Here is a 21,602-nt window from a genome sequence, read left to right as displayed (position 1 = left end):
CAGAAACAGGCAGTGCCGGGATGTGCGCGCGGGGAACAGTGCCGTGCGCGCAGGGGCAAGTCCGGCCGGCGGCCGGCACATAGGGTTGCGGGGCCGCCTTCGCCGGGCGGCGGGCCTGGTCAGGGCGTGTCCAGGCGGGCGAGCCGGGAGCGGGCCTCGGCGACCCGCCTCGGGTCGGCGCCGGGCCCGAGGGCGATGCAGCGCGCGAACGCCTCGCGGGCCTCGGCTTCGCGGCCGGCGTCGAGGAGTATGTCCCCGAGCGAGCGGAGATAGCGGCTCTCCAGGGCGATGTTGCCGTCGGTACGGCACAGTTCGACGGAGGTCCGCAGGTGCCGTACGGCTTCTTCGCAGCGGCCCAGGCGGGCGCAGGAGCGGCCGAGTCCCGCGAGGGCGTTGACGCGGGTGACGGCGGCGATGTGCGGTTCCAGGCGGTCGCCGGCCTCGTCGAGCCGAGCCAGGGCCCGCTGGTACGCCTCGGCCGCTTCCTCACTGCGCTGGACGCCCTCCAGGTCCAGGGCACGGCCGAGCAGCGCCTGGAGCATGCCCGGCAGGTCCCCGGCGGCGTCGAACAGGGTGATGGCCCGGGAGTTGTGGTCGAACGCCGGGCCGGTCCGGCCGAGGAGGTGGTGGGCCCAGCTCGCGTAGTGGTTCGCCCACGCCTCCTGGAGGCGGTCGCCGGCCCGGCGGGCCGCGGCGAGCGCGCGGGCCGAGTACTCCAGGCTGTCCCCGGGTCTGCCCTCGCACAGGAGCACGGCCCAGGCGTAGTAGTTGAGCTGGGTGGCTTCGAGCAGCGGGTCGCCGAGCGCCTCGGCGCAGCGGACGGCCATCTCGAAGACCTCCGGCCAGTGCCCCCAGAAGATCCACTGGTCGGAGAACCAGTGCAGGGACTCGGCCACCTCGACGACGGTCGCGTGGTCGCCGTCCGCGGCGGCGGCGCGCAGGGCCGCCAGCCAGTTGGGGGCCTCGGCCTGGAGCCATTCGCGTGCCCTGTCGGCGCTGGAGAGGTCCACGGTGCCCTGCCAGGTGGACGGCGGCGCGCCGTGGTCGGGTTCGTACCAGCGGCCGGCCACGACGGCCGTCTCGAGCAGCCAGTGGAACATCGAGCGGCGGGCCCGCCCGACGTCCTCGGCGTCGTCCTCGGCGGCGAGCCGGGTACGGCCGTACAGGCACAGCAGATCGTGCAGCCGGTAGCGGTCCCCGGTGGCGCCGAGCAGGCCCGCCTCGACCAGTTCCTCCAGGGTGTCCTCGGCGTCGTAGAGGTCCTGGCCGGTGAGGCGGGCGGCGCCGGCGGCGCCCGTGTCGGGGCCGGGGACCAGGGACAGGCGCCGGAACATGCGGGCGGCCGGGGGCGTGAGCTGGCGGTAGGAGAGGTCGAAGGCGCTCGCCACCCGTATGTCGCCCGCTGACAGCGCGTCCAGACGGCGTTCCTCGCGGGCGAGCCGGTCCGCGAGCCGGCGCACGCTCCAGCCGGTGCGGGTCGCCAGCCAGTTGCCGGCCACCCGCAGGGCGAGCGGCAGGTAGGCGCACAGCCGGGCGACCTCGTGCAGGGCGTCCGGTTCGGCCGTCGCGCGGTCCTCGCCGACGAGCGAGGCGAGGAAGGCGGCGGACTCGGCGGCGTCGAGCCGGCCGAGCGGCAGGCGGTGCACGTCGTCGAGTCCGGTGAGCATGCGGCGGCTGGTGACGAGGACCAGCGTGCGGCCGGAGCCGGGCAGCAGCGGACGTACCTGGGCCTCGTCGCGGGCGTTGTCGAGCACGAGCAGGCAGCGGCGGTCGGCGAGTACCTGCCGGTAGAGGGCCGGGTGGGACTGCGGGCCGGACTTGGCCAGGTCGCGGTCGGGCACGCCGAAGGCCTTGAGCACCCGGACCATCAGCTCCGAGGCGGCGGGCGGGGTGCGGTCGGTGCCCCGCAGGTCCACCATGAGCTGGCCGTCCGGGAAGCGGTCGGCGAGCCGGCGGGCGGCGCGCAGGGCGAGGGTGGTCTTGCCGGTTCCGGGCGCGCCGTGGACGGCGACGACGACGGGCTGGGCGGTCGCGGTCCCGGTGTCCGCCTCGGTGCCGTCGTCCGCCGGTGGTGGTCCGGCGAGTTTCTCCAGTTCCGCCAGTTCGTCCGCGCGGCCCACGAAGTCGTCGACGCCACGGGGGAAGGAGCGCACGCCGACGGGGCTGTATCCGGGGGTACGGCCGGCCCGGGCGGCGGCGAGCAGCCGCTCGCGTTCGGTGTCGCCGAGCCCCAGCCCGTCGGCGAGCGCGGCGACCGTCCGCCGTTGCGGGGCTGCCCGGCGCCCGCGTTCCAGGTCGCCGATACCGCGCACGCTGACGCCGGACGCGTCGGCCAGAGCCTCGATCGTCAGCGACTTCTCCAGCCGCATCTCCCGTAGCAGTGCCCCGAAAACCACCTCTTGTGCGGACATTCCCGCCCCCTCCACCCCGCTGAGTACTTGAACATTCTACTAGATGGGGGGAGCATTTCTGATCAAGGAGGGACGGCCGGGGGCCCGCCTCCCGCGGTCCCTCCCTCGCGCGGGGCCGCGAGCACCTCCGCCAGGGGGCCGGCCGGCGCCGGCTCACCGGCCGGTGAGGTCCACCGGACACCGGCAGCGGGCGTCGTCCGGCTCCTCGTGTCCGCGCCACTCCTCCCCCGGCAGGGAGGACAGGGCGGCCGGCGAAGCGGTCAGCGCACCGCCTTTCCGCGACCGCGCCCGATCACGACGAACCGCCTACCGCGCGTCGCAAGCGGCCACCTCCGTGCGGCCGGTCCTGCCTTGCCGGTACGCCCCGCACCGGAGGGCGACCTTCGAGCCCTGCTCCGACTGGCGCAGGATGACCAGGGTCTTGTCCCGCGGCGGCATGTTGCCCTGCCCATAGGAGATGTAACCGGTCGCGCCGTCGAAGGTGATGCCGCTCTTCAAGGCCGTGAGCATGGCATCGGGGTCCACGCCGCCCTGACCCGAGAGGGCCATGTCGGCTGCCCGGGAGAGGACGTGGAAGGCGTCATAGGACACCGCGGAGTGGCCGTCGTCGCGCCAGGGGTCGTCCTTGGAGGGTCCGCGCACGAAGGCGTCGTACTTGACGAGGAACTGCTTCGTCTTCTCCTCGGCGGCACTGTCGCCGGCCGGCAGCCGGTGCGCCGAGTAGTACAGCCGGAGCCAGTCCTTGTCGTTGAACTCGCCCGTGAGCACCACGTTCGTGAGTTCGTTGCCGCCGAGCATGGTGATGTCGCGGTCGATGCACGTCCCCTGCGTGTCCAGGGCGTTGACGAAGGCGACGAAGTCACGGGCGCGCGCGGACCAGTAGACGACCGTCGGATCGGAGCCGCGCAACGCGTCGCACACCGTCGCCGCCAGATCGTGCGCACTCCTGATCCGCGGCGTGCCCGCGGGCGCGCCCTCGAAGTCACCCGCCTGGGAGAAGTTGACCAAGCGCGTGTCGCCGCGGAAATGTTCGCGGAACTTGTCCGCGAGGCTCTTGCTGTACAGGTCCGCCGAACTCTGGATCACCACGGCCTCCTTGGCCGGCTCACAGCCGCCGTCGGCGTGCGCCATGATGGGGAAGCCGGTGGCGAAGTTCGCCTCGATGTGCGCTTCGGTGCTGTTGAGCGGCGTGAGGGGCCAGTAGTTGGCGCTGACCAGCATCTCGTCAGCGGTGGCGGTGGTGCCGATCACGGGAAGCTCGGCCTGCTTCAGGATGTCCAGGGCCCTGAGCGTCGTCTCCTTGCTCTGGGCGAAGCCGAGAACACCGATCACCTCCTCGTAATCCTTGCCGTCCTTGCCGTCCTTGCCGTCCTTCACCTCGTCGACGAGCTTCCGTGCCTCCTGCTCGGCGTTCTCGAAACCCTTGCCGGTCGTGACCACCCTGACGCGCAGCGGTACCCGCGAATCGTCGGAGATCGCGTACTGGTTCAGATCGTGCTGCCACATGGCGATGCCGCGCAGCTCCGGAATCGTTCCGTCGAAGAGGGTGTCCGTCTTCGAGGTCGGCCCGTTCGACGTGAACGCGACGACGGTGCGCACGGTCCTGCCCCGCGCCACGAAGTCTTCGGCCTCCCGGTTCTGTGCGTCGATCTTCGCGCGCGTCTCGTCGTACCACTGCTTCGGGCGCAGCGGGACGGGCTGGGAGTACCTGCTCCCGGCGACCGGCATGTCACCGGCGGCGCAACTCCTCGACTCCCGCTCCACCGGCGCGAGGTACACCGCACCGCCGACCCCGAGAAGTCCCAGCGCCAACGCCGTGCCGCCGGCCACGCCCGCGGTCATCGTGCGTCCGCCGACACGGTACGACGTCGGAGATGTCGGACGGATGATCAGCCCCTCCCTGCCGAAGGGTTCCTCCCTCAGCCGCACCAGGACCACGCCGGGGTCGGACTGGTGCAGCAGCCGTCCCGCCGAGGTGAGGCTGGACGCCGCCGGGTCGCCGAGGTTCTGCAACAGCTGCCGGGAGGGCGTGCCGACCGCGATGACCAGGGGGCCCGCCGCCCGTGCGGTGTTCTTCCGCTCCTGGTGGAAAGAGCACAGGAAACGCTCCACCGCCTCGGCGCCCGGCCTTTCCTCCCGGGGCAGCGGAACCAGGAGGACGGGACGTGCGGTGCGGCGGCGTTGCAGGGGTCGCACACTGCCGACCTTCGGTGTCCTCAGGTCTTCCAGCAGGGCGCGTGTCAGGAGCGATTCGAGGGCGGACAGCGACTCCTGGTGCCGGGGGTGGTCGGGCGGCAGCACGAGGCGTGACATCTGACGGTCGGCCACCTCGTCCATCACCGCGAACAGGGTCTCGGCGTCTCCGGACATGCCGAGCATGCCGCCGAGCCAGCGTTGACGGGCCGGGCGGAGCACGCGCGGGGCGCGCAGCAGCCCACGGGTCTTGCGCCGCTCCCAGCACCAGCGGGGGAAGGTCCGGGTGATGCCCTGCCACAGGGACCCGAGCAGCCAGCCGCGGATGCCGCCGACCGGTGGCGACTCGCTGCCGCCGAGCGCCCACAGGAAGACCTGCAGACGTCCCTCACGCCGCAGTTGGCGGTGCATCCGCAGTTGGCCGTGCGCGTGGTCGCGCAGTACCTCCGCGCCCGGAGCCCGCCGTTCGTCCGCGTGTTCCCTGATGTAGCCGACCGAGTCCCACAACGGCCAGAAGCCGGGCAGCCGGTCCGGTGTCATGTGCCTGGGCTTGCCCAGGGCCAGTCCGCGGGCCGCCGCGCCGGAGAGCAGTTCGGAGCCGTCGTCGGCCGTGGGGATCGCGTACGGGACCAGCTTCACGTCCCGCTGGCCGCGCAGTGCCTGCTCCAGCGCTCCTGTCAGTCTCCGGACGCGGCTGTCGTACTCGGCGGCGTTCCCTGCGACGTCCAGGATCACCAGCGGCGGTGTGTGCGCGAGCATCTCCCGCTCGGCGGGCGACACCGCCTGACGGAATTCCCGGACGAAATCGTCCGCACCCTCGTCGTCGGGAAAACCGTTCGGTAAGCGGTCGGATTCGGCCATAAAAGATCCCCCTCAGTCCTCCTCGGCGGGTCACGTCATCCGGCCCGCCGGCTCCACGCAGGGGGAGAGAGTACTGGTGATGCCGCATTCCTCACACCAGTTCGCGAAAAGCATGCCGGCTACCCGAAATAATGTCGGGCCACCGTCTGCAATTATGCAAGCGGGCCGTAAGGGCAAGCCGGTGAGGCGATCGCCGGAACTCCTCCCGGGCTGGGGTCAGCGCGCGAAGACCGTACTCGCCAGGACGACGTGGACCGCGGTGCCGCCGAGAATGCTCACCAGCGCGTTGCGGCGCCACAGGTGCAGCCCGACGGTGACGGCCAGGGCGGCCGACGGGGCCACGGCGCGGGCCTCGGTCACCGGGAGGTCGCGCAGGCAGTAGACGAGGAGGATCACCATGACGCCCGCGGGCATGCGGGTGCTGAGGAAGCGCACGGTGGTGCTGGTGCGCAGGGGAGCCAGCGCCGCGAACGGCAGGGCGCGCAGGGCCCAGGTGACGGCGGCGGAGACGAGGATCGCGGCGACGGCGTGGCCGGTGTCAGACATGAGCGGTCCTCCTGCCGGTGGCGAGGTGGCGGGCCAGGAGGCCGGCGGTGAACAGGGCGAAGGCGACCAGCAGCATCTGCGACGGGAACAGCAGCCGGGCGGTCAGGGCGCCGAGCACGGCCAGCAAAGGGGTGGGCAGATCGCCGCGCAGGTCCCGCGCGGCATCGAGGGCGAGCACGGTGAACAGGGCGGTCAGCGCGAAGTCCAGGCCGGTGACGCTTTCGGGTATGAGGAAGCCGAGCAGGGCTCCGGTCGTCGCGCTGCCGGCCCAGTACAGGTGCAGCAGGAACTGGAGCCACAGGATGCGCGGGCCGGACCAGGAGCGGGCCCGTTTCCCGGTGGTCAGCGCGTACACCTCGTCACACAGCGCGAAGGTGCCGTAGGCCTTGCCGAGGCGGCCGCTCACGCGGTCGAGGGGGAAGGACAGCGCGTAGAAGACGTGCCGGACGTTCACCAGGAAGGCGGACGCCGCGACGCCGGCCAGCGGGACCGCGGCGGTGACCATCCCGATGAGCAGGAACTCGAACGACCCGCCGAAGACCAGCATGGCGGACAGCCCCGCCCACCACCAGTCCAGACCCGACTGCGTCGCCAGAGCGCCGAAGGCGAGCCCGAGCGGAAGGAATCCCAGGCCCACTCCGGCGGAGTCCTTGAACGCCGCGCCCGCCTGGGAAAGCGCCGTGGACGGAGTGGCGGGAGCGGGCCGCGGGCGGCTGCCGGTGGCGGCAGAAGGTGCATCCATGGCGCAATTTTATGAAGAATCGCGCGTTATATGGTTGCCCATCTTTGCCTTAGGATCACCCTGTGAGCAATAAAATCACCCTTGATGCGGTCGACCGAGAAATTCTGTTTCATCTGCGCGAGGATGGGCGGCTGACCAACGTCGAGCTGGCCAAGCGGGTCGGCCTCACCCCGCCGCCCTGCCTGCGCCGGGTCAAACGGCTGGAGGAGGCCGGGGTCATCACCGGGTACCGGGCCGTCATCAACCCCGAGGCCGTGGGCCGCGCCCTGGAGGTCCTGATCGACGTGGAGATCTACGCCCAGGACCGCAAGAGCTTCGAGGAGTTCGAGGACACCGTGGCGTCCTACGAGGAGGTCGTCGAGTTCCGCCGCATGTACGGGCGCCCCGACTATTTCATCCGCGTGGCCGTCGCCGACCATGCCGCCTACGAAGCGTTCCTCACCGGCAAGCTCAGCTGCCTGCCCGCCGTCCGGCGCCTGGAGTCCCACCTGACCATGAAGGAGATCAAGACCATCGGATAGGACGGCACGGCCGCCGCATTACGTATGTTGACATAGTTATCTGCTCATACCTATGCTGGGTGCCATGGATCAGCGCAGCGTGTCCGCTCAGGACATTCGCCGGGTGGCCTCGGGCCTCGTGGCGTCCCTGCCCGCGCTGTCCCGCGCCCTGGACCGGCGAGTCGGCCAGGAACATCCCCACCCCAAGCCTCCCGAGGCCCAGCTCGCCCTGCTGCGGCACGTCGAGGCCCACGACGGAGTGACGGTGCGCAAGGCCGCCGAGGCCCTGCGGATGAAGCCCAGCAACGTCAGCGCGCTCGTGTCGCAGCTGACCGAGCAAGGTCTGCTGGAGCGTCGGCAGGACCCCGCCGACAAGCGGGTCGCGCACCTGCACCTGACCGAGCGGGCCAGGCTCGAGCTGGCCGAGGTCAACCGGCTGATGAGCGCCCACGTCATGGGCGCGTTGAGCACGATGACCGACGGGGATCTGAAGGCCCTCGGCGCGGCCCTGGGGTCGCTGAACGCGCTCGCGGAGCGCCTCCACTCCGACCGGTGACGACGCGTACCGACCCCACGGTGGTCCGGTACGCGCGTTGAGGGACCTTTCCGGTTCACCTCTCGCCCTGTCGCTCTTTTCGGGTTCCTTGTTTCCGCCCCGCGGTCCCGACGACGGCGGCCGCGCCCTCCCTCGTGCGCGGACGTCCCCTGCCGTCCGGACCCAGACATCCTCGTGAAGGACTGAATCGTCATGCCCTCCGAAGTTCCGAGTTCCTCCGCGCCCGTGAACGGGGCGCAGCACGCGGACCGCCCGCGCGGCCGGCGTGCCAACCCATGGCTGTCCCTGATCGCCGTCGCGTTCGGGCTGTTCATGGTCGGCCTCGACGGCTCGGTCGTCTCCATCGCCAACCCCGAGATCGGCCGGGACCTGAACGCCGGCACCGCCGACCTGCAGTGGGTGACCAACGCCTATCTGCTGGCCCTCGCGGCGGCCCTGATACTCGGCGGCAAGCTCGGCGACCGGTTCGGGCGCCGCACCTTCTACCTGATCGGCGTCGCGGGTTTCACGGTGGCGTCCGTCGCCATCGGGCTCACCGGCTCCATCGAGGGCGTCATCGCCTTCCGTGCCGTGCAGGGCTTCTTCGGGGCCCTGCTGATGCCCAACACCCTCGGCATCCTGCGGGCCGTCTTCCCACCGAAGAAGTTCGGCATGGCGGTCGGCATCTGGGCCATGGTCTCCTCCGTCTCCACGGCCCTCGGCCCCATCGTGGGCGGCGCGCTCGTCGAGCACGTGAACTGGGAGTCCGTCTTCTACATCAACGCCCCCATCGGCGTCATCGCCCTCCTGTTCAGCGTCATCGTCCTGCCGCAGAGCAAGAACACGGCAGCCGCCCGGGAGAAGTTCGACATACCCGGCGTCGTGCTGCTGGCCGTCAGCCTGCTCGCCGTGGTGTTCGGCGTGGTCAAGGGCGAGACGTGGGGCTGGACCTCGGGCGGCACCCTCGGTGCCATCGCGGCCGGCGTCGTGCTGCTGCTGCTGTTCGGCTGGTACGAGACGCGGATCGCCCACCCTCTGCTGCCCATGCGGTTGTTCCGCAACCCGGCCCTGTCCATCGGCACCGTCATCACCGCGCTGAACTTCTTCGTCCTGCTCGGCGTGATCTTCTTCGTGATGCTGTACCTGCAGAACGTCCGCGGTTTCACCCCCGTACAGGCGGGTGTGCGCACCCTGCCGCTCAGCCTCGCGTCGGTCGTGGCCTCCCCGCTGGGGGCCGCGCTCACCGAGAGGTTCGGTCCCCGGCTGACGATGCCGCTGGGCATGGCTCTCCAGGCGGCCGCCTGCTTCGTCATGCTCGGCTGGAGCGCCGACTCCTCGTACGCCCTGATGTGGCCCCCGTTCGTCGCGCTCGGCTTGGGCGTCGGCATGGTGATGTCCTCCTCCTCGGACGCCATCGTCGGCAACGCACCGGTCAAGGACGGCGGCGTCGCCGGCGGCCTGCAGGCGACGGCCCTGCAGGTCGGCGGCGCCCTCGGCACCTCGGTGCTGGTGTCGCTGATCAGCAGCCGCGTCGGCTCCACCCTCACCGGTGAACTGACCGCGTCCGGCGTGCCCGCGACCGCGGCCGAAGGCCTGGGCGAGGCGAAGGACGCGGTGTCCATGGGCGTCGCCCCGGTCTCGGGCGAGATGCCGGACCAGCTCAAGGCGGCGATCATCGAGGGCAGCCACCATGCCTTCATGAACGGTGTGCACACCGCGGCGCTGGTCTCCGGCGTGCTGGCCGTCATCGGCGCGCTGACGGCAGCCGTCGGTGTGCGGCGCGCTCCTGACGCGGCCCGTCACTGAGGGCGGACGGGCCCGCCCGGCCGAGCTCACCGCGCGACGGTGGCAGCTCGGCCGGGTTGTCTCCCACGGGCCGGGTTCCTACCTGCCCTCTTGGTGCTCCCGGCTGGTCGCCGGCGTCACCAGTTCACGCGCAGACCGGCGATGAACGAGGTGAGCCGGTCGGCGATGAGCCGGTCGTCGTGTACCGAGTAGTGCCAGTGGCAGCCCTGGAAGTCCAGCCCCGAGTCGTCGAGGAACCAGTAGCGCACCCCGCTGTCGCCGGCGTCGTTGCGGGCCTTGACGACCTGCTGGACGTGGGCGGCGAACTGGCCCGCGCCCACTGCCACGATGGTGGTCGCGGCCCCGTACCGTGTCCGCAGCTTCTGGAGGAAGTCTCCGTAGGCGGTGCGGTAGGCCGTCGCGAGGCTGTCGGGGGTCCACGGCTCGCCGGGGTTGACGGCGGTCGAGAAGTCGTTGGTGCCGAGGTTGACCACCACCAGCCGAGGGTGCCAGGTGCCGGGGTTCTGCCACACGTCGCCGGACACGCTCAGCAGGGCACGGTCGTAGAAGGTCCGGTACGTGACGTCCGGCGAGCCGCCGTTGTAGTTGCGCACCATGCCGAGGCCCGAATACCCGTTGATCTGGTAGTCGGCGTTCAGTCGCCGCGCGGTGAGGGCGCCGTAGCTCACGTCGGCGTTGGTGGTCCGCCTGACCTCGTCTCCGGCACACTCGCGAGAGGTCGAGAGGTTGCCGTAGCCCACGGTCAGGGAATCCCCGATGAACTCGATCTGCCGGTCGCGCGGCGCCGGCCTGCGCAGCACGGCCCCGCCGGGCGCGGCGACGAAACCGCCGAACGCGCTGATGTCACCCGGGCTGTCGCTGCGCTTGACGAGCCGCACGGTGTGCGTGGCGTTCGGCAGGCCGTTGATCCAGTGCGTGGTGTTACCGGGTGTGAACAACGTGGCGACGGTGGTTCCGTCGATCTGGACGTCGTAGTCGGCCGCCGAGTCGTTGAGCACGATGCCCACGCCGGTGCCCCTGACAAGGCCCTCGAAGTACACGCCGGGCCAGCTGTACTGCACCGTGCTTCCGGCGTCCTTGACCCGCCCCGCGGTGTGCACCCGTTCCAGCACGCCCGTCGCGGGGACCGGTCGCCCTTGCCGGCCGCCCGCATCCCGGCCGGCGTATCGCACGGCCTCGGCTCCGTTCCCGGTGGAGGCATGCGCCGTGCCCGCCGTGCCCCACGCGGACAACAGCGCCGCCAGTAAGGAGCCCACCGCGGTCAGCACCGCTGTGCGTCCGCCCTGTCTCCGCCATGACGCCTTGCGTGTCATAGCCGTTCCCTTCATCCACGTCTCCTTGCTCGGTTCTCGTAGGTCGCCGGGGTCCCGGAGGGCGCAGCCGTTGTTCCTGGGGAACCTGTGCCGGGTCCGGGGGCGAAGCGCTGTGGCGTGTCGTCGCACGGGTCCGACTCGCTCCACTCGTCAAGCGCGGTTCCACTTCTGGTTGGTCTGGCCGTTGCAGGTCCACAGGACCAGCGGGGTGCCGTTGGCGGTTCCGGCCCCACTGGCGTCGAGGCACAGTCCGGCGTGGACGTTGCGGATCGTCCCGTCGGTGCCGAGGGTCCACTTCTGGTTGCCCTGGCCGTTGCAGGGCCAGGTGACGACCCGGGTACCGTTCGTGGTGCCCTGGTCATAGGCGTCCAGGCACTTGTCCCCGTAGACGCGGATCTCACCGCCCGCCCAGGAGGTCCACAGTTGGTTCGCGGCGGTGTGGCAGTCCCACAGCAGTACCGCCGCACCGGCGGCGGTGGAAGCGTTGTCCACGTCCGCGCAGCGCCCGGACGCCCCGCCCCGCAGACGCGAGGTGGTGGCGGCCAGCGGGCTGCCACCACTCACCCGGAACACGGCCACACCATGCGCGGGCACGCTCGCCGAGATCTGCCCCGACGTGCTCGACGTATCGCCGGTCCACAGATCGGTGAGGGAGAACGGCCCGCCCGACAGGCCGACTTGCGCGGCCGTCGTGGTGACCGTCGCGGTCCCCGCCGACCGGTTGAACAGGCCCACCGCGACCGAACCGTCCGCCAGCGACTTGGCGAACACCTCGGTGGCACCGTCGTCACGGACCCTGCGCCCGCCCGCGCCCAGCGGATCCTGGTCCACCGCCAGCAGACGCGGGTTGCGCAGGACGGCGCTCACCTCGGCCGACATCGTACGGATGTCGTTGCCCGCCATCAGCGGGGCCCCCATCAGCGCCCACAGGGCGAAGTGGGAGCGGGACTCGGTCAGGGACAGGCCGGGCCGGCCCACGACCAGCATGTCGGGGTCGTTGAAGTGTCCCGGTCCCGACTGTGCCGCCAGCGGCGCGGTGACGTCCAGGACGTTGCCCACCCCCATCGGGTAGCTGTTGGTGTTGCCGTTCTGCCAGATGTCGAGCAGGTCCTCGGTCGTGCGCCACAGGTCGGCGACCTCGCCCCAGTTGTAGGCGGCGCCGGTGATGGCGTGCAGGCTGTTGGGGTTGATGCTGTAGACGATCGGCCGTCCGGTGGCGCGCAGGGCATCGCGCATCAGGGTGAACCGCGCGACCTGCTCCTCGCGTGTACCGCTGGACGAACACCAGTCGTACTTCAGGTAGTCCACGCCCCAGGAGGCGAACGCGGCGGCATCCTGCGCCTCGTGACCCCGGCTGCCGGTCGACCCCGGGTAGCCGCCCGTGGCCTGCGCGCAGGTACGCTCGCCCGGCACCTGGTAGATGCCGAACTTCAGCCCCTTGCCGTGGATGTAGTCCCCCAGCGCCTTCATACCGCTCGGGAACTTCGCCGCGTTCGCCCGCAGGTTGCCCTGCGCGTCGCGCTGCGGATCGAACCAGCAGTCGTCCACCACCACATACCGGTAACCCGCGTCCCGCATGCCCGAGGACACCATCGCGTCCGCGGCCTGACGCACCTGCGCCTCCGTGACCCCGCACCCGAAACTGTTCCAGCTGTTCCACCCCAGCGGCGGAGTCAGAGCCGGACTCCCCGGCGCCGCCGAAGCGGTCGAATGCACCGAAGCCGACACACACGCGCCCACCGTCAACACGGCAGCCGCCAGAAGACGAAACAGCCGCCCACCTGACCGTCTGAACACCAAAGCTCCTTTTCCGGGAGGCACCCAAGAAAGAGGGTCCGAAATTTCGGACGCCATTCGGAAACTCGTGCCCCCCGGATAGTAGAGAGTCGGCCGGACGTGTCAACCTTCTCCGCCGAACCAGCCGCCACAACAGGACGTCCGAGCGGTTCCGCAACCGCGCACCGGCGGCGATACACCGAAACTTTCGCCACTTGCCCCGGGGCGTCCGGTCGGGATTCCGCCTCCGCGACTCCCCCGAAAAGCCCTCAGGAGGAGACCTCTCGCGGAGACACTCGACGCATGGACCGGACATCATCCGAGCAGCTCGACGAGACACCTCCGACCGCCGAGGAGTACGAGGCGGTACGGGCGGCGGTGTCGGCCGCGGTCGGATGTCGGGCCGACGGGCAGTCGTGGACGCTCAACTCGCTCCTGGCGGCATGGCAGGACGTCGTGGAGGACGTGGAGGACGGCTACGCATGGTCCGCACCCGACCTCGGCCATGACATCTGGTGCCGCGAGGCCCTGGCCGGAGCCTGGCCGTCCCTGCCCTCCCGCGTGCGGGCGATCCGGCAGTCCGAACTGGACCGGCTCGACAGCCGCTTCCGCACGGCCACCCTCTCCTGGCCCGGCCGGGAAGAGGACCCGGGCCAATGGTGGAAGCGGCGCGTTCCACGGGTTCTCGCAGCCGAAGCGGGCGAGACCCGACGGCAAGGCTGGCCTGCCGGCTGGAGCATGATGCCCTTCCCCAAGCCGGACGGCGTACAAGTCGTCGAGTGACCGGCCAGGGAGGCCGGGCGACGAGTTGACGCGCAGCGGGCAGAAGTACCGGGCGCGCGGCACGCTCGTCGACGGGACACCCTGGATGTCGCGTCTCCCAAGTCTGGCGTCTTAAGTGAAGGCTAAAGAAAAGCCTGTTCACCTTCTTGACCGAGGCATGACTGCCGGGCATGGTTCCCGGAGAGCGCTCTCCCCCATGGATTCCGTCCCGGCCTTCCCACCGCTCCGCACCGCCTCCGTCCCCCGGCGTCCCGACCCGTCAGGAGCCCCTCTTGTCCAGGTCCCTTCCCAGCCCCCTTCCCCCACGCCGAGCCGGCGTGCCCCTGCTCGCCCTGGGCGCACTCCTCGCGTCCTCGCTCCCCCTCGCCGCCGCGCCGGGCGCGCACGCGGCGGACACCCTGCTGTCGCAGGGCCGGCCGGCCACCGCCTCCTCGCAGGAGGGCGACGGTTACGCGGCCGCCGCGGCGGTGGACGGCGATCCGACCGGGACCCGGTGGGCCAGCCAGTGGAGCGACCAGCAGTGGCTCCAGGTCGACCTGGGCCGGGTGTCGAACCTCAGCCGCGTCGTCCTGACCTGGGAGACGGCCTACGGCAAGAGCTACGAGATCCAGGCGTCCGACAGCGGATCCGACTGGCACACCCTGAAGACCGTGACCGGCGGCGACGGCGGAACCGACGACATCGCCGTGTCCGGGACCGGCCGCTACGTCCGGATGCGGGGCCTGGCCCGGTCCGGCGGATACGGCTACTCGCTGTGGGAGTTCCAGGTCTACGGTTCCGCCGGTGACACGACCCCACCGCCCGCCTCGGGTGCCGTGAAGGTCGAGGGCACCCAGGGCGACTGGCGCCTGACGGTGGGCGGCCAGCCGTACACCGTCAAGGGAGTCACCTGGGGCCCCGCGGTCTCCGACGGTCCCACGTACCTGCCGGGCGTCAGGGCGATGGGCGCCAACACGATCCGCACCTGGGGCACCGACGCGTCGAGCAAGGCGCTCCTGGACGCGGCGGCGGCCAACGGGATGCACGTCGTCAACGGTTTCTGGCTGCAGCCGGGCGGCGGGCCGGGGGCCGGCGGCTGTGTGAACTACGTGACGGACACGGCGTACAAGAACAACTCGCTCGCCGAGTTCGCCAAGTGGGTGGACGCCTACAAGAGTCACCCGGCGACGCTGATCTGGAACGTCGGCAACGAGTCGGTCCTCGGACTCCAGAACTGTTACAGCGGCACCGAGCTGGAGGCGCAGCGCAACGCCTACACCCGCTTCGTCAACGACGTCGCCAAGAAGATCCACGGCATCGACCCGGACCACCCGGTCACGTCCACGGACGCGTGGACCGGCGCCTGGCCGTACTACCAGCGCAACGCGCCCGCCCTCGACCTCTACGCGGTGAACTCCTACAGCAACGCGTGCAAGGTGCGCCAGGACTGGATCGACGGGGGCTACACCAAGCCGTACATCATCACCGAGACCGGCCCGGCCGGTGAGTGGGAGGTGCCCGACGACGTCAACGGCGTCCCCGACGAGCCGACCGACGTGCAGAAGGCGGACGGGTACACCAAGGCGTGGAACTGCGTGACCGGCCACCGGGGCGTGGCGCTGGGGGCCACCCTCTTCCACTACGGAACCGAGCACGACTTCGGCGGTGTCTGGTTCAACCTGGTGCCCGACGGGCTGAAGCGGCTGTCGTACTACGCCGTCAAGAAGGCCTACACCGGATCGACGGCCGGTTCCGACACCTCCCCCGTCATCAGCGACATGACCGTCACCCCCGCCTCCTCGGCGCCGGCCGGCGGCGAGTTCACCGTGCACGCCGACGTCCGTGACCCCGAGGGCGACCCGATCACGTACAAGGTCTTCCTCAGCGGCAACTACGCCGACGGTGACAAGCGGCTCGTCGAGGCGCGGTGGCGCTCGACCGGCAACGGGAACTTCGCCGTCACCGCACCCCAGCGGCTCGGCGTGTGGAAGGTGTACGTCCAGGCCGAGGACGGGCACGGCAACGCCGGCATCGAGACCCGGTCCGTCAGGGTCGTCGCCCCGCCGGTGAGCGGGACCAACCTGGCGCTGAACCGGCCGGCGACCGCCTCCTCCTTCCAGCCGTCCTACGGTGACTGCCCCTGCGCCCCGGCACTGGCCGTCGACGGCCGCGCCGAGACCCGCTGGGCCGGCGACTGGAGCGACCCGCAGTGGTTCCAGGTGGACCTCGGCTCCTCGAAGGCCCTGCGCAGGCTGCAGCTGGTCTGGGACCCGGCCTATGCCAAGTCCTACGAGGTGCGGGTCTCAAACGACGGCACCGACTGGCGGTCGGTGTACTCCACGGCCGCCGGTGACGGTGACGTGGACACCCTCGACGTCTCGGCCACCGGCCGCTACGTGCGCCTCCAGCTGACGGCGCGCGGCACGAGCTGGGGCTACTCCCTCCATGAGCTGGGGATCTACGGCTGACGGCTGTGCCCCGGACGAAGGTGGCGCGGCCGTGAGGGTTTCGCCACCACCGCTCCACCCAACGCCACCCGCGTGACACGTGCGCGTGTGCGCGGGCCTCTTCCCACCCCACGGGCAGGAGATCCCATGAAATCGAGTCCGAAACGGCTCCCCGCACTCCTCCTCGGCACCGCGATGCTCGCCAGCGTCCTCGGCGTGGGCACCATCGCCTCCGCCGCCACCGACACCGGCGGCACGGCACCCGCCGCCGTCGCCCACACCGGGCACACGATGGCCGCCTCCACCCAGGCGTCCGGCGACGACCCGGACGGCGACGGCTACATTCCGGCGGTACCGCAGGTCACGGGCGTCACACCCTCCACGGCCACCCCGCCCTCCCGCTACTTCCACGAGTTCCAGGCGAACTGCTCGGTCACACACACCGCCCCGGACGACCCGATCGTCTACCCGGGCCAGCCCGGCAAGTCCCACGACCACACCTTCATGGGCAACACGTCGACGAACGCGGGCAGCACCACCGCCTCCCTCTACGGCGGCGCCACCACCTGCAAGGCGCCGGCCGACGCCTCGGCGTACTGGATGCCCTCGCTGTACAAGGGCGACCAGAAGATCCTGCCCGTGGGCCCGCAGACCATCTACTACAAGTCCGGCGTCACCGACTACACCAGCGTGCGGCCCTTCCCCAAGGGACTGCGGTTCGTCGTGGGCGACCCGATGCAGAGCGCCGACGCGTTCCGCCACCACCGCGGCTTCGTCGAGGGCTGGGAATGCGGCGACAGCTACTTCAACACCGACTTTCCCGCGAGCTGCCCGAACCGGGCCGACGTGCAGCTGAACCTCCGCTTCCAGGCGCCCAGTTGCTGGGACGGGAAGTACCTCGACACACCGGACCACCAGAGCCACATGGCCTACCCGGTCGTCAAGCCCGGCACCAACGACAACATGTGTCCCGCCGACCACCCGGTCGCCGTCCCGATGATCGAGTTCAAGATGGCGTTCCCGGTCAACGGCGACATGAGCCAGGTACGCCTGGCCAGCGGCCGCGGCTACTCCTTCCACTACGACTTCTTCAACGCGTGGGAGGAACGCACCCTCAAGGCCATGGTCGACCACTGCGTCGTGGGCGGCCTCCAGTGCGACGCCCGCGGGTACGACCAGACCCACCCGGAGGCCGGCGCGGTCCTCGGCCCGGACTACCGACTGCCCTGACCGCCGCCCCGTCCCGCCCGTCCCGGCCCGCTCCCGTGCGCCCCGCGCGGGAGCGGGCCGCCGCTCAGCGGACGGGACCCGGTCCGCATACCGTGCCGCGGTCGTCCGGCGTGCCGCACCGGGCCGCGGGCCTCGACCGCGCCGTGACGGTCACAAGAAGCGGCGGACCGGGGTGACGGCGGCTTCCTTGGCCCGCTGGAGCACGGTCCGCCGTCTCCACCGGTGCAGGTCGATCTCGACGCTGCGCTCCAGGTCCACGTCGTAGTCGCGGTCGAGGGCGGCGGTGAACTCCTCGTCCAGCACGGCGAGCATGACCTCTTCGTCGTGGTCCATGGAGCGGCGGTTGAAGTTGGTGGAGCCGATCAGGGCGGCGACCGAGTCCACCGTGATGATCTTGGCGTGCATCATGGTCGGCTGGTACTGGCGGATGTGGACGCCCGCCTCCAGCAACCGTGTGTAGTGGTGCTGGCCGGCGAGCTGACAGGCGCGCTGGTCGGTGTGGGGACCGGGGAGGAGGATCTCCACCCGCACACCTCGGCGGGCGGTGCGGCACAGCAGGTCGATGAAGTAGGTGTCGGGCGCGAAGTAGGCGGTGGCGAGGCGGAAACGCTCCTCGGCGGAGGTGAGCATGACCCTGATGAGGGTCTGCATGTCCTGCCAGCCGATGCTGGCGGAACCACGCACGACCTGGACGATGGACGAGCCGGGCTGCGGGTGCTCGGTGAAGCGGTCGCGGTCGTCGAACAGTTCGTCGTGGCACTCGGCCCAGTTCTGCGCGAACGCGGCCGCGATGCCGTCCACGGCGGGCCCGCGCACCTGGACATGGGTGTCGCGCCACTCCCCCGGATCCCGGGCGTCCCCGCACCATTCCTCCGCGATGCCGACGCCCCCGGTGAACGCGGTCTGTTCGTCGACGACGAGCGCCTTGCGGTGGCAACGATGGTTCTGCTTGAACGGCGACAGCCAGACCGGCTTGCGGAACCAGGCCACCTGCACACCCGCCGTGTCCATGAGGTCCAGCAGTTGCCGCTCGATCTCCTTGGCGCCGAAACCGTCCAGCAGCAACCGGACGCGTACCCCCGCCCGGGCGCGCTCGGCGAGCGCGAAGGCGAAGTCGCGGGCGATCTGACCGCGCCAGTAGACGAACGTCATCATGTCGATCGTGTGCCGGGCCGAACCGATCGCGTCGAGCATCGCGGGAAAGATCTCGTCGCCATTGCGCAGCGGGACCAGCTCGTTTCCCTCGGTGGCGGCGATGCCGATCAGCCGCTCCAGGCGGCGGCGCAGACGCTGCTTGCGCGCTGCCGCGTCCGTCGCGGTGCCCTGGGCCGGGGCCGTCGGCATGCCGTCGAGTATCACGTCGTCTCTCCCGTTCGATCATGCGGCCGGATCGGTGCGGGCTGCCGCAGGAGCCCGAGAACCAGGATGCCCGGTGGGCACCGCGGCACTCCCCGCCGACGGCGCCGTCCGCTGAGCGTCCCGAGACGGTCAGCGGAGTGATCGACGACGGCACCGGGGCGGAGTGCGGCGCGTACGGCCCGTCTGCTTCCGGGCTCAGCGGGCATACGGCGAGGGGCCGGGGGATTCCGCCTCCGGCCGGGCATCGCAGCGTGACGTCGACCAGGGAAGTACGCATGCCGACCGCTGTATCCGGGACACCTGCCGGGCCGCCCGGCGAGAGACCGGGGGTGGGCCCCGGCGTCTGCCCGTCGGGCACCGTGGCCGTGGACCGTCACCCCGCGGACGTGCGACGGCCCGGCGGCCCGCCGTCCACGTCGGGCCGGGCCCGCGGTCACACCCGTACGGCCCGGTCCGGTGCTCCGGTCGCGTGGTCGCCGGAAGGGGGGAAGTGAATGGGTACCGCGACGAAGGTGCCCGAGACACGGGACATGAGCGGAGAGGAGCTGTCCGGCGACGAGGCGTGGGCGGCGCTGCGCCGCTACGGCGGCTGGCCGCTGCTCAGGGACGCCTTCGTCCGCTTCCGTTACGCCGACGGGTTCAGTCACTCCCGTGCCCTCGCCCTGCAGACGGTTCTCGCCGTCATCCCCTTGGCGATCGCCTTCGTCGGCCTGTCCACCACGCTGCACACGGAGAGCATAGGCAGGCTCGCGGAACTGACGATCCACAGGATCGCCCAGGGCCCCAGCGCCGATGTCGTCGACGACGCGCTGGAGCGCAGCCGGCGCACGGCGGGCGACGGCGCCGCGATCGCCCTCTGGTTCGGTGCCGTCTTCTCACTGGTCAACGTCACCACCGCGATGTGCCAGATCGAGCGCGGCGCCAACCGGATCTACGGCAACGAACGCGACCGCCCCTTCCACCTCAAGTACCTGCGCGGCCTGATCATGGCCGTCAGCGCCGGACTGCCCCTCGGACTGGGGTTCGTCGCCATGGTCGCCGGGGACGACCTCGCCTCGGCGGCGGTGGCCGTCTACCACCTCGACGACAGCGCCCGGCGGGCATGGAACATCCTTCGCTGGCCCTTCGGCCTGCTGCTCGCCCTTCTCTCGGCCAGCACCGTCTTCCGCCGCGCACCGCGCCGCAAACAGCCCGGCTACACCTGGCTCGCCTTCGGCGCCGCCGTGTACCTGGTGCTGTGGATGACACTGACCTGGCTGCTGAGCGTCTATCTCGAGCTCAGCGGTTCGTTCGACACCGTCTACGGTCCCCTGAGCGCCTTCATGTCCCTGCTGCTGTGGGCCTACCTGACCTCCATCGCCCTGTTCCTCGGCCTGTCCTTCGCCGCCCAGCTGGAGGCGGCTCGCGGCCGGCGTCCCGGCCCGGCCGACGCCGATCCGGGGGTCTGACGGGCCGAGGGGGCGTGGCGGCTCTCGCGGGCATCGACTCGGGCGCCGCGCGGTATCACCAAGGTGCCGCGCGGTATCACCAAGGTGCGGGCGCAGGCCGGGTCAGAGACACGATCCTTCCTTCTCGACCGTGTCGGGCCGGATGCACGCGGTTCCGGCGGCGTAGTCGCCGCTGCGGTCGTACACCTGGAGGACCGACCTCTCGTCGGGCTCCCACCAGGCCGCGAACGCTTCGGCGATGTACTGGCCCTGCTTCTCCAGGTCCAGCATCTTGTCCTGCTCGGCCGCGTCCCCGGCGTCGATCGCCTCGTAGTCGACGGTCGGGTAGTCCGAACCGGCCTCCAGGGCCGGGTAGGCCGGCTTTCGTTCGTAGCCGCGCCAGCCCGTCAGGTGCTTGACGGCCCGCTTCTGCCGGGTCGTTCCGTACCGGGCGACGAAGTCCTGGAACCGCTTGAAGGTGCCCGGGCTGTCGGCGATCTCCGCCAGTGACATGGTGACCTTCCGGGGCTCCGGCCGGGCGGGTGCCGGTGAACCGGCCGCCACGGTGCGCCCGGGGCCGGACCCAGCCGTCGGGCCTGCCTCCGGTTCGCCGTCACCGGCGCCGCATCCGCTCGCCACCGAGCAGACAAGGGCGACGGCCACGAGCGCGCTCCGCCTCATGGCCGACTGGTTCCTGCTTCTGTCGCTGTCCACGTACCGATCCCCACGCCGGAGGGGCCCCTGCGGTCAGGAGCCCCTCATCCACCGACGCGTGATCGTACATGTGCCCGAACAGAGCGGGGGTACCGCTCCTCCGGTCCGTCAGTCCGTGGCCAGCATGCCTTCGCGCAGGCGGCCCAGGAGGCGGGAGATCAGGCGGGAGACGTGCATCTGGGAGACGCCGAGGCGCTCGCCGATCTGTGCCTGGGTCAGCTCCTCGACGAACCGCCAGTGGATGATCTTGCGGTCGCGTTCGTCGAGTTCGGCGATCATCGGGGCGAGGGAGCGGAAGTCCTCGATCAGGCCGAGGGCGGCGTCGTCGGCGCCGATGAAGTCCGCCAGCGCGGCTTCGCCGTCCTCGCTGCCGTTGATCGCCGCGTCCAGGGAGGCCGACTTGTAGCCGTTGGAGGCCAGCTGGGCCTCCACGACCTCGTCCTCCGGCAGGCTCATCAGCTCGGACAGCTCTTTGGTCGTCGGCGTCCGGCCCAGCCGGCTGCGCAGTTCCTCGTTCGCGCGGGCGAGTTGCACACGGGCTTCCTGAAGCCTGCGCGGAACGTGCACGGCCCAGGAGGTGTCACGGAAGAACCGCTTGATCTCGCCGACGATGTAGGGCACGGCGAACGAGGTGAACTCCACCTCACGGGATATCTCGAACCGGTCGATGGCCTTGATCAGTCCGATCATGCCGACCTGGACGATGTCCTCCATCTCCTCCGGGCCCCGGCTGCGGAACCGGCCGGCCGCGAAGCGGACGAGGGACATGTTCATCTCGATGAGCGTGTTGCGCGCGTACTGGTACTCGGGGGTCCCCTCCTCCAGCACCGCCAACTGGTCGAAGAACAGCTTCGACAGCTCCCGCGCGTCCTTGGGCGCGACCTTGGAGGGATCCGCGATCTCCGGTACGTCCGCCACGTGCGCGGTCCTCTGCACGGTCGTCGTCGCCATTGTGCGCCCATCCAATCGGTCGTTACTGT

The 21,602-nt window shown here is 70.8% G+C and carries 16 protein-coding genes; 7 read left to right on the top strand and 9 right to left on the bottom strand.

The features are described from left to right. Positions 1–119: 119 nt before the first annotated feature. The 4 genes from ACZ4W9_RS18430 to ACZ4W9_RS18415 all read right to left on the bottom strand — a co-directional run bounded on the left by ACZ4W9_RS18430 (position 120) and on the right by ACZ4W9_RS18415 (position 6,753). The gene (locus ACZ4W9_RS18430; RefSeq protein WP_467936881.1) at positions 120–2,411 is read right to left on the bottom strand and encodes an ATP-binding protein; all 2,292 of its coding nucleotides are present in this window, start codon (positions 2,409–2,411) and stop codon (positions 120–122) included. A 306-nt stretch (positions 2,412–2,717) separates the two neighbouring features. Next, positions 2,718–5,465 (bottom strand): type 1 periplasmic-binding domain-containing protein, encoded by a 2,748-nt coding sequence (locus ACZ4W9_RS18425; protein WP_467936879.1) that lies wholly within the window; start codon positions 5,463–5,465, stop codon positions 2,718–2,720. A gap of 216 nt (positions 5,466–5,681) precedes the next feature. After that, the gene (locus ACZ4W9_RS18420; RefSeq protein WP_467936877.1) at positions 5,682–6,011 is read right to left on the bottom strand and encodes a branched-chain amino acid transporter permease; all 330 of its coding nucleotides are present in this window, start codon (positions 6,009–6,011) and stop codon (positions 5,682–5,684) included. After that, complete coding sequence (locus ACZ4W9_RS18415) at positions 6,004–6,753, bottom strand: AzlC family ABC transporter permease (protein WP_467936875.1); 750 nt, start codon at positions 6,751–6,753, stop codon at positions 6,004–6,006. Before ACZ4W9_RS18415 ends, ACZ4W9_RS18420 begins: the two co-directional genes overlap by 8 nt. Before the next feature lie 62 nt (positions 6,754–6,815). Between ACZ4W9_RS18415 and ACZ4W9_RS18410 the strand changes: the two genes are divergently transcribed. The 3 genes from ACZ4W9_RS18410 to ACZ4W9_RS18400 all read left to right on the top strand — a co-directional run bounded on the left by ACZ4W9_RS18410 (position 6,816) and on the right by ACZ4W9_RS18400 (position 9,594). Beyond that, entirely contained in the window at positions 6,816–7,274 is a 459-nt protein-coding gene (locus tag ACZ4W9_RS18410; RefSeq protein ID WP_467936873.1) for an Lrp/AsnC family transcriptional regulator, read from the top strand. A gap of 64 nt (positions 7,275–7,338) precedes the next feature. Continuing rightward, positions 7,339–7,809, top strand: a complete 471-nt coding sequence (locus ACZ4W9_RS18405) for a MarR family winged helix-turn-helix transcriptional regulator (protein ID WP_467936871.1) — start codon at positions 7,339–7,341, stop codon at positions 7,807–7,809. A gap of 192 nt (positions 7,810–8,001) precedes the next feature. After that, entirely contained in the window at positions 8,002–9,594 is a 1,593-nt protein-coding gene (locus ACZ4W9_RS18400; protein ID WP_467936869.1) for an MFS transporter, read from the top strand. 116 nt (positions 9,595–9,710) lie between these two features. Here ACZ4W9_RS18400 and ACZ4W9_RS18395 read toward each other — a convergent pair whose 3' ends face one another. Both ACZ4W9_RS18395 and ACZ4W9_RS18390 read right to left on the bottom strand, forming a co-directional pair. After that, positions 9,711–10,922, bottom strand: coding sequence for an SGNH/GDSL hydrolase family protein (locus tag ACZ4W9_RS18395; RefSeq protein WP_467936867.1), 1,212 nt, complete (start codon positions 10,920–10,922; stop codon positions 9,711–9,713). Between the two features lie 135 nt (positions 10,923–11,057). Beyond that, positions 11,058–12,704 (bottom strand): glycoside hydrolase family 27 protein, encoded by a 1,647-nt coding sequence (locus tag ACZ4W9_RS18390; protein ID WP_467936865.1) that lies wholly within the window; start codon positions 12,702–12,704, stop codon positions 11,058–11,060. Between the two features lie 282 nt (positions 12,705–12,986). Here ACZ4W9_RS18390 and ACZ4W9_RS18385 point away from each other — a divergent pair, with 282 nt between their 5' ends. The 3 genes from ACZ4W9_RS18385 to ACZ4W9_RS18375 all read left to right on the top strand — a co-directional run bounded on the left by ACZ4W9_RS18385 (position 12,987) and on the right by ACZ4W9_RS18375 (position 17,122). Continuing rightward, positions 12,987–13,466: a hypothetical protein gene (locus ACZ4W9_RS18385; protein WP_467936863.1), complete on the top strand. Its 480-nt coding sequence runs from the start codon at positions 12,987–12,989 to the stop codon at positions 13,464–13,466. 317 nt (positions 13,467–13,783) lie between these two features. Continuing rightward, positions 13,784–15,913 (top strand): discoidin domain-containing protein, encoded by a 2,130-nt coding sequence (locus ACZ4W9_RS18380; RefSeq protein WP_467936861.1) that lies wholly within the window; start codon positions 13,784–13,786, stop codon positions 15,911–15,913. Between the two features lie 126 nt (positions 15,914–16,039). Continuing rightward, positions 16,040–17,122: a DUF1996 domain-containing protein gene (locus ACZ4W9_RS18375; protein ID WP_467936858.1), complete on the top strand. Its 1,083-nt coding sequence runs from the start codon at positions 16,040–16,042 to the stop codon at positions 17,120–17,122. A gap of 150 nt (positions 17,123–17,272) precedes the next feature. On the opposite strand, the gene ACZ4W9_RS18370 is transcribed toward ACZ4W9_RS18375, so the two are convergent. Beyond that, a complete protein-coding gene (locus ACZ4W9_RS18370; RefSeq protein ID WP_467936855.1) occupies positions 17,273–18,466 on the bottom strand; it encodes a phospholipase D-like domain-containing protein in 1,194 nt (397 codons plus the stop codon). Between the two features lie 509 nt (positions 18,467–18,975). Here ACZ4W9_RS18370 and ACZ4W9_RS18365 point away from each other — a divergent pair. Further along, positions 18,976–19,929, top strand: coding sequence for a YihY/virulence factor BrkB family protein (locus ACZ4W9_RS18365; RefSeq protein WP_467936852.1), 954 nt, complete (start codon positions 18,976–18,978; stop codon positions 19,927–19,929). Between the two features lie 102 nt (positions 19,930–20,031). Here the strand turns inward: ACZ4W9_RS18365 and ACZ4W9_RS18360 are convergent, their stop codons facing one another. After that, a complete protein-coding gene (locus ACZ4W9_RS18360) occupies positions 20,032–20,421 on the bottom strand; it encodes a hypothetical protein (protein WP_467936850.1) in 390 nt (129 codons plus the stop codon). A gap of 309 nt (positions 20,422–20,730) precedes the next feature. Continuing rightward, positions 20,731–21,573 carry an RNA polymerase sigma factor SigF gene (locus ACZ4W9_RS18355; RefSeq protein WP_467936848.1) on the bottom strand — a complete coding sequence of 281 codons (843 nt, stop codon included), beginning with the start codon at positions 21,571–21,573 and terminating at the stop codon, positions 20,731–20,733. Positions 21,574–21,602 lie beyond the last annotated feature (29 nt).

The sequence above is a fragment of the Streptomyces sp. NPDC029296 genome (genome assembly GCF_055569255.1).
The sequence above is the reverse complement of the archived record's forward strand: the minus strand, read 5'-3'. Positions and strand labels throughout refer to the sequence as shown.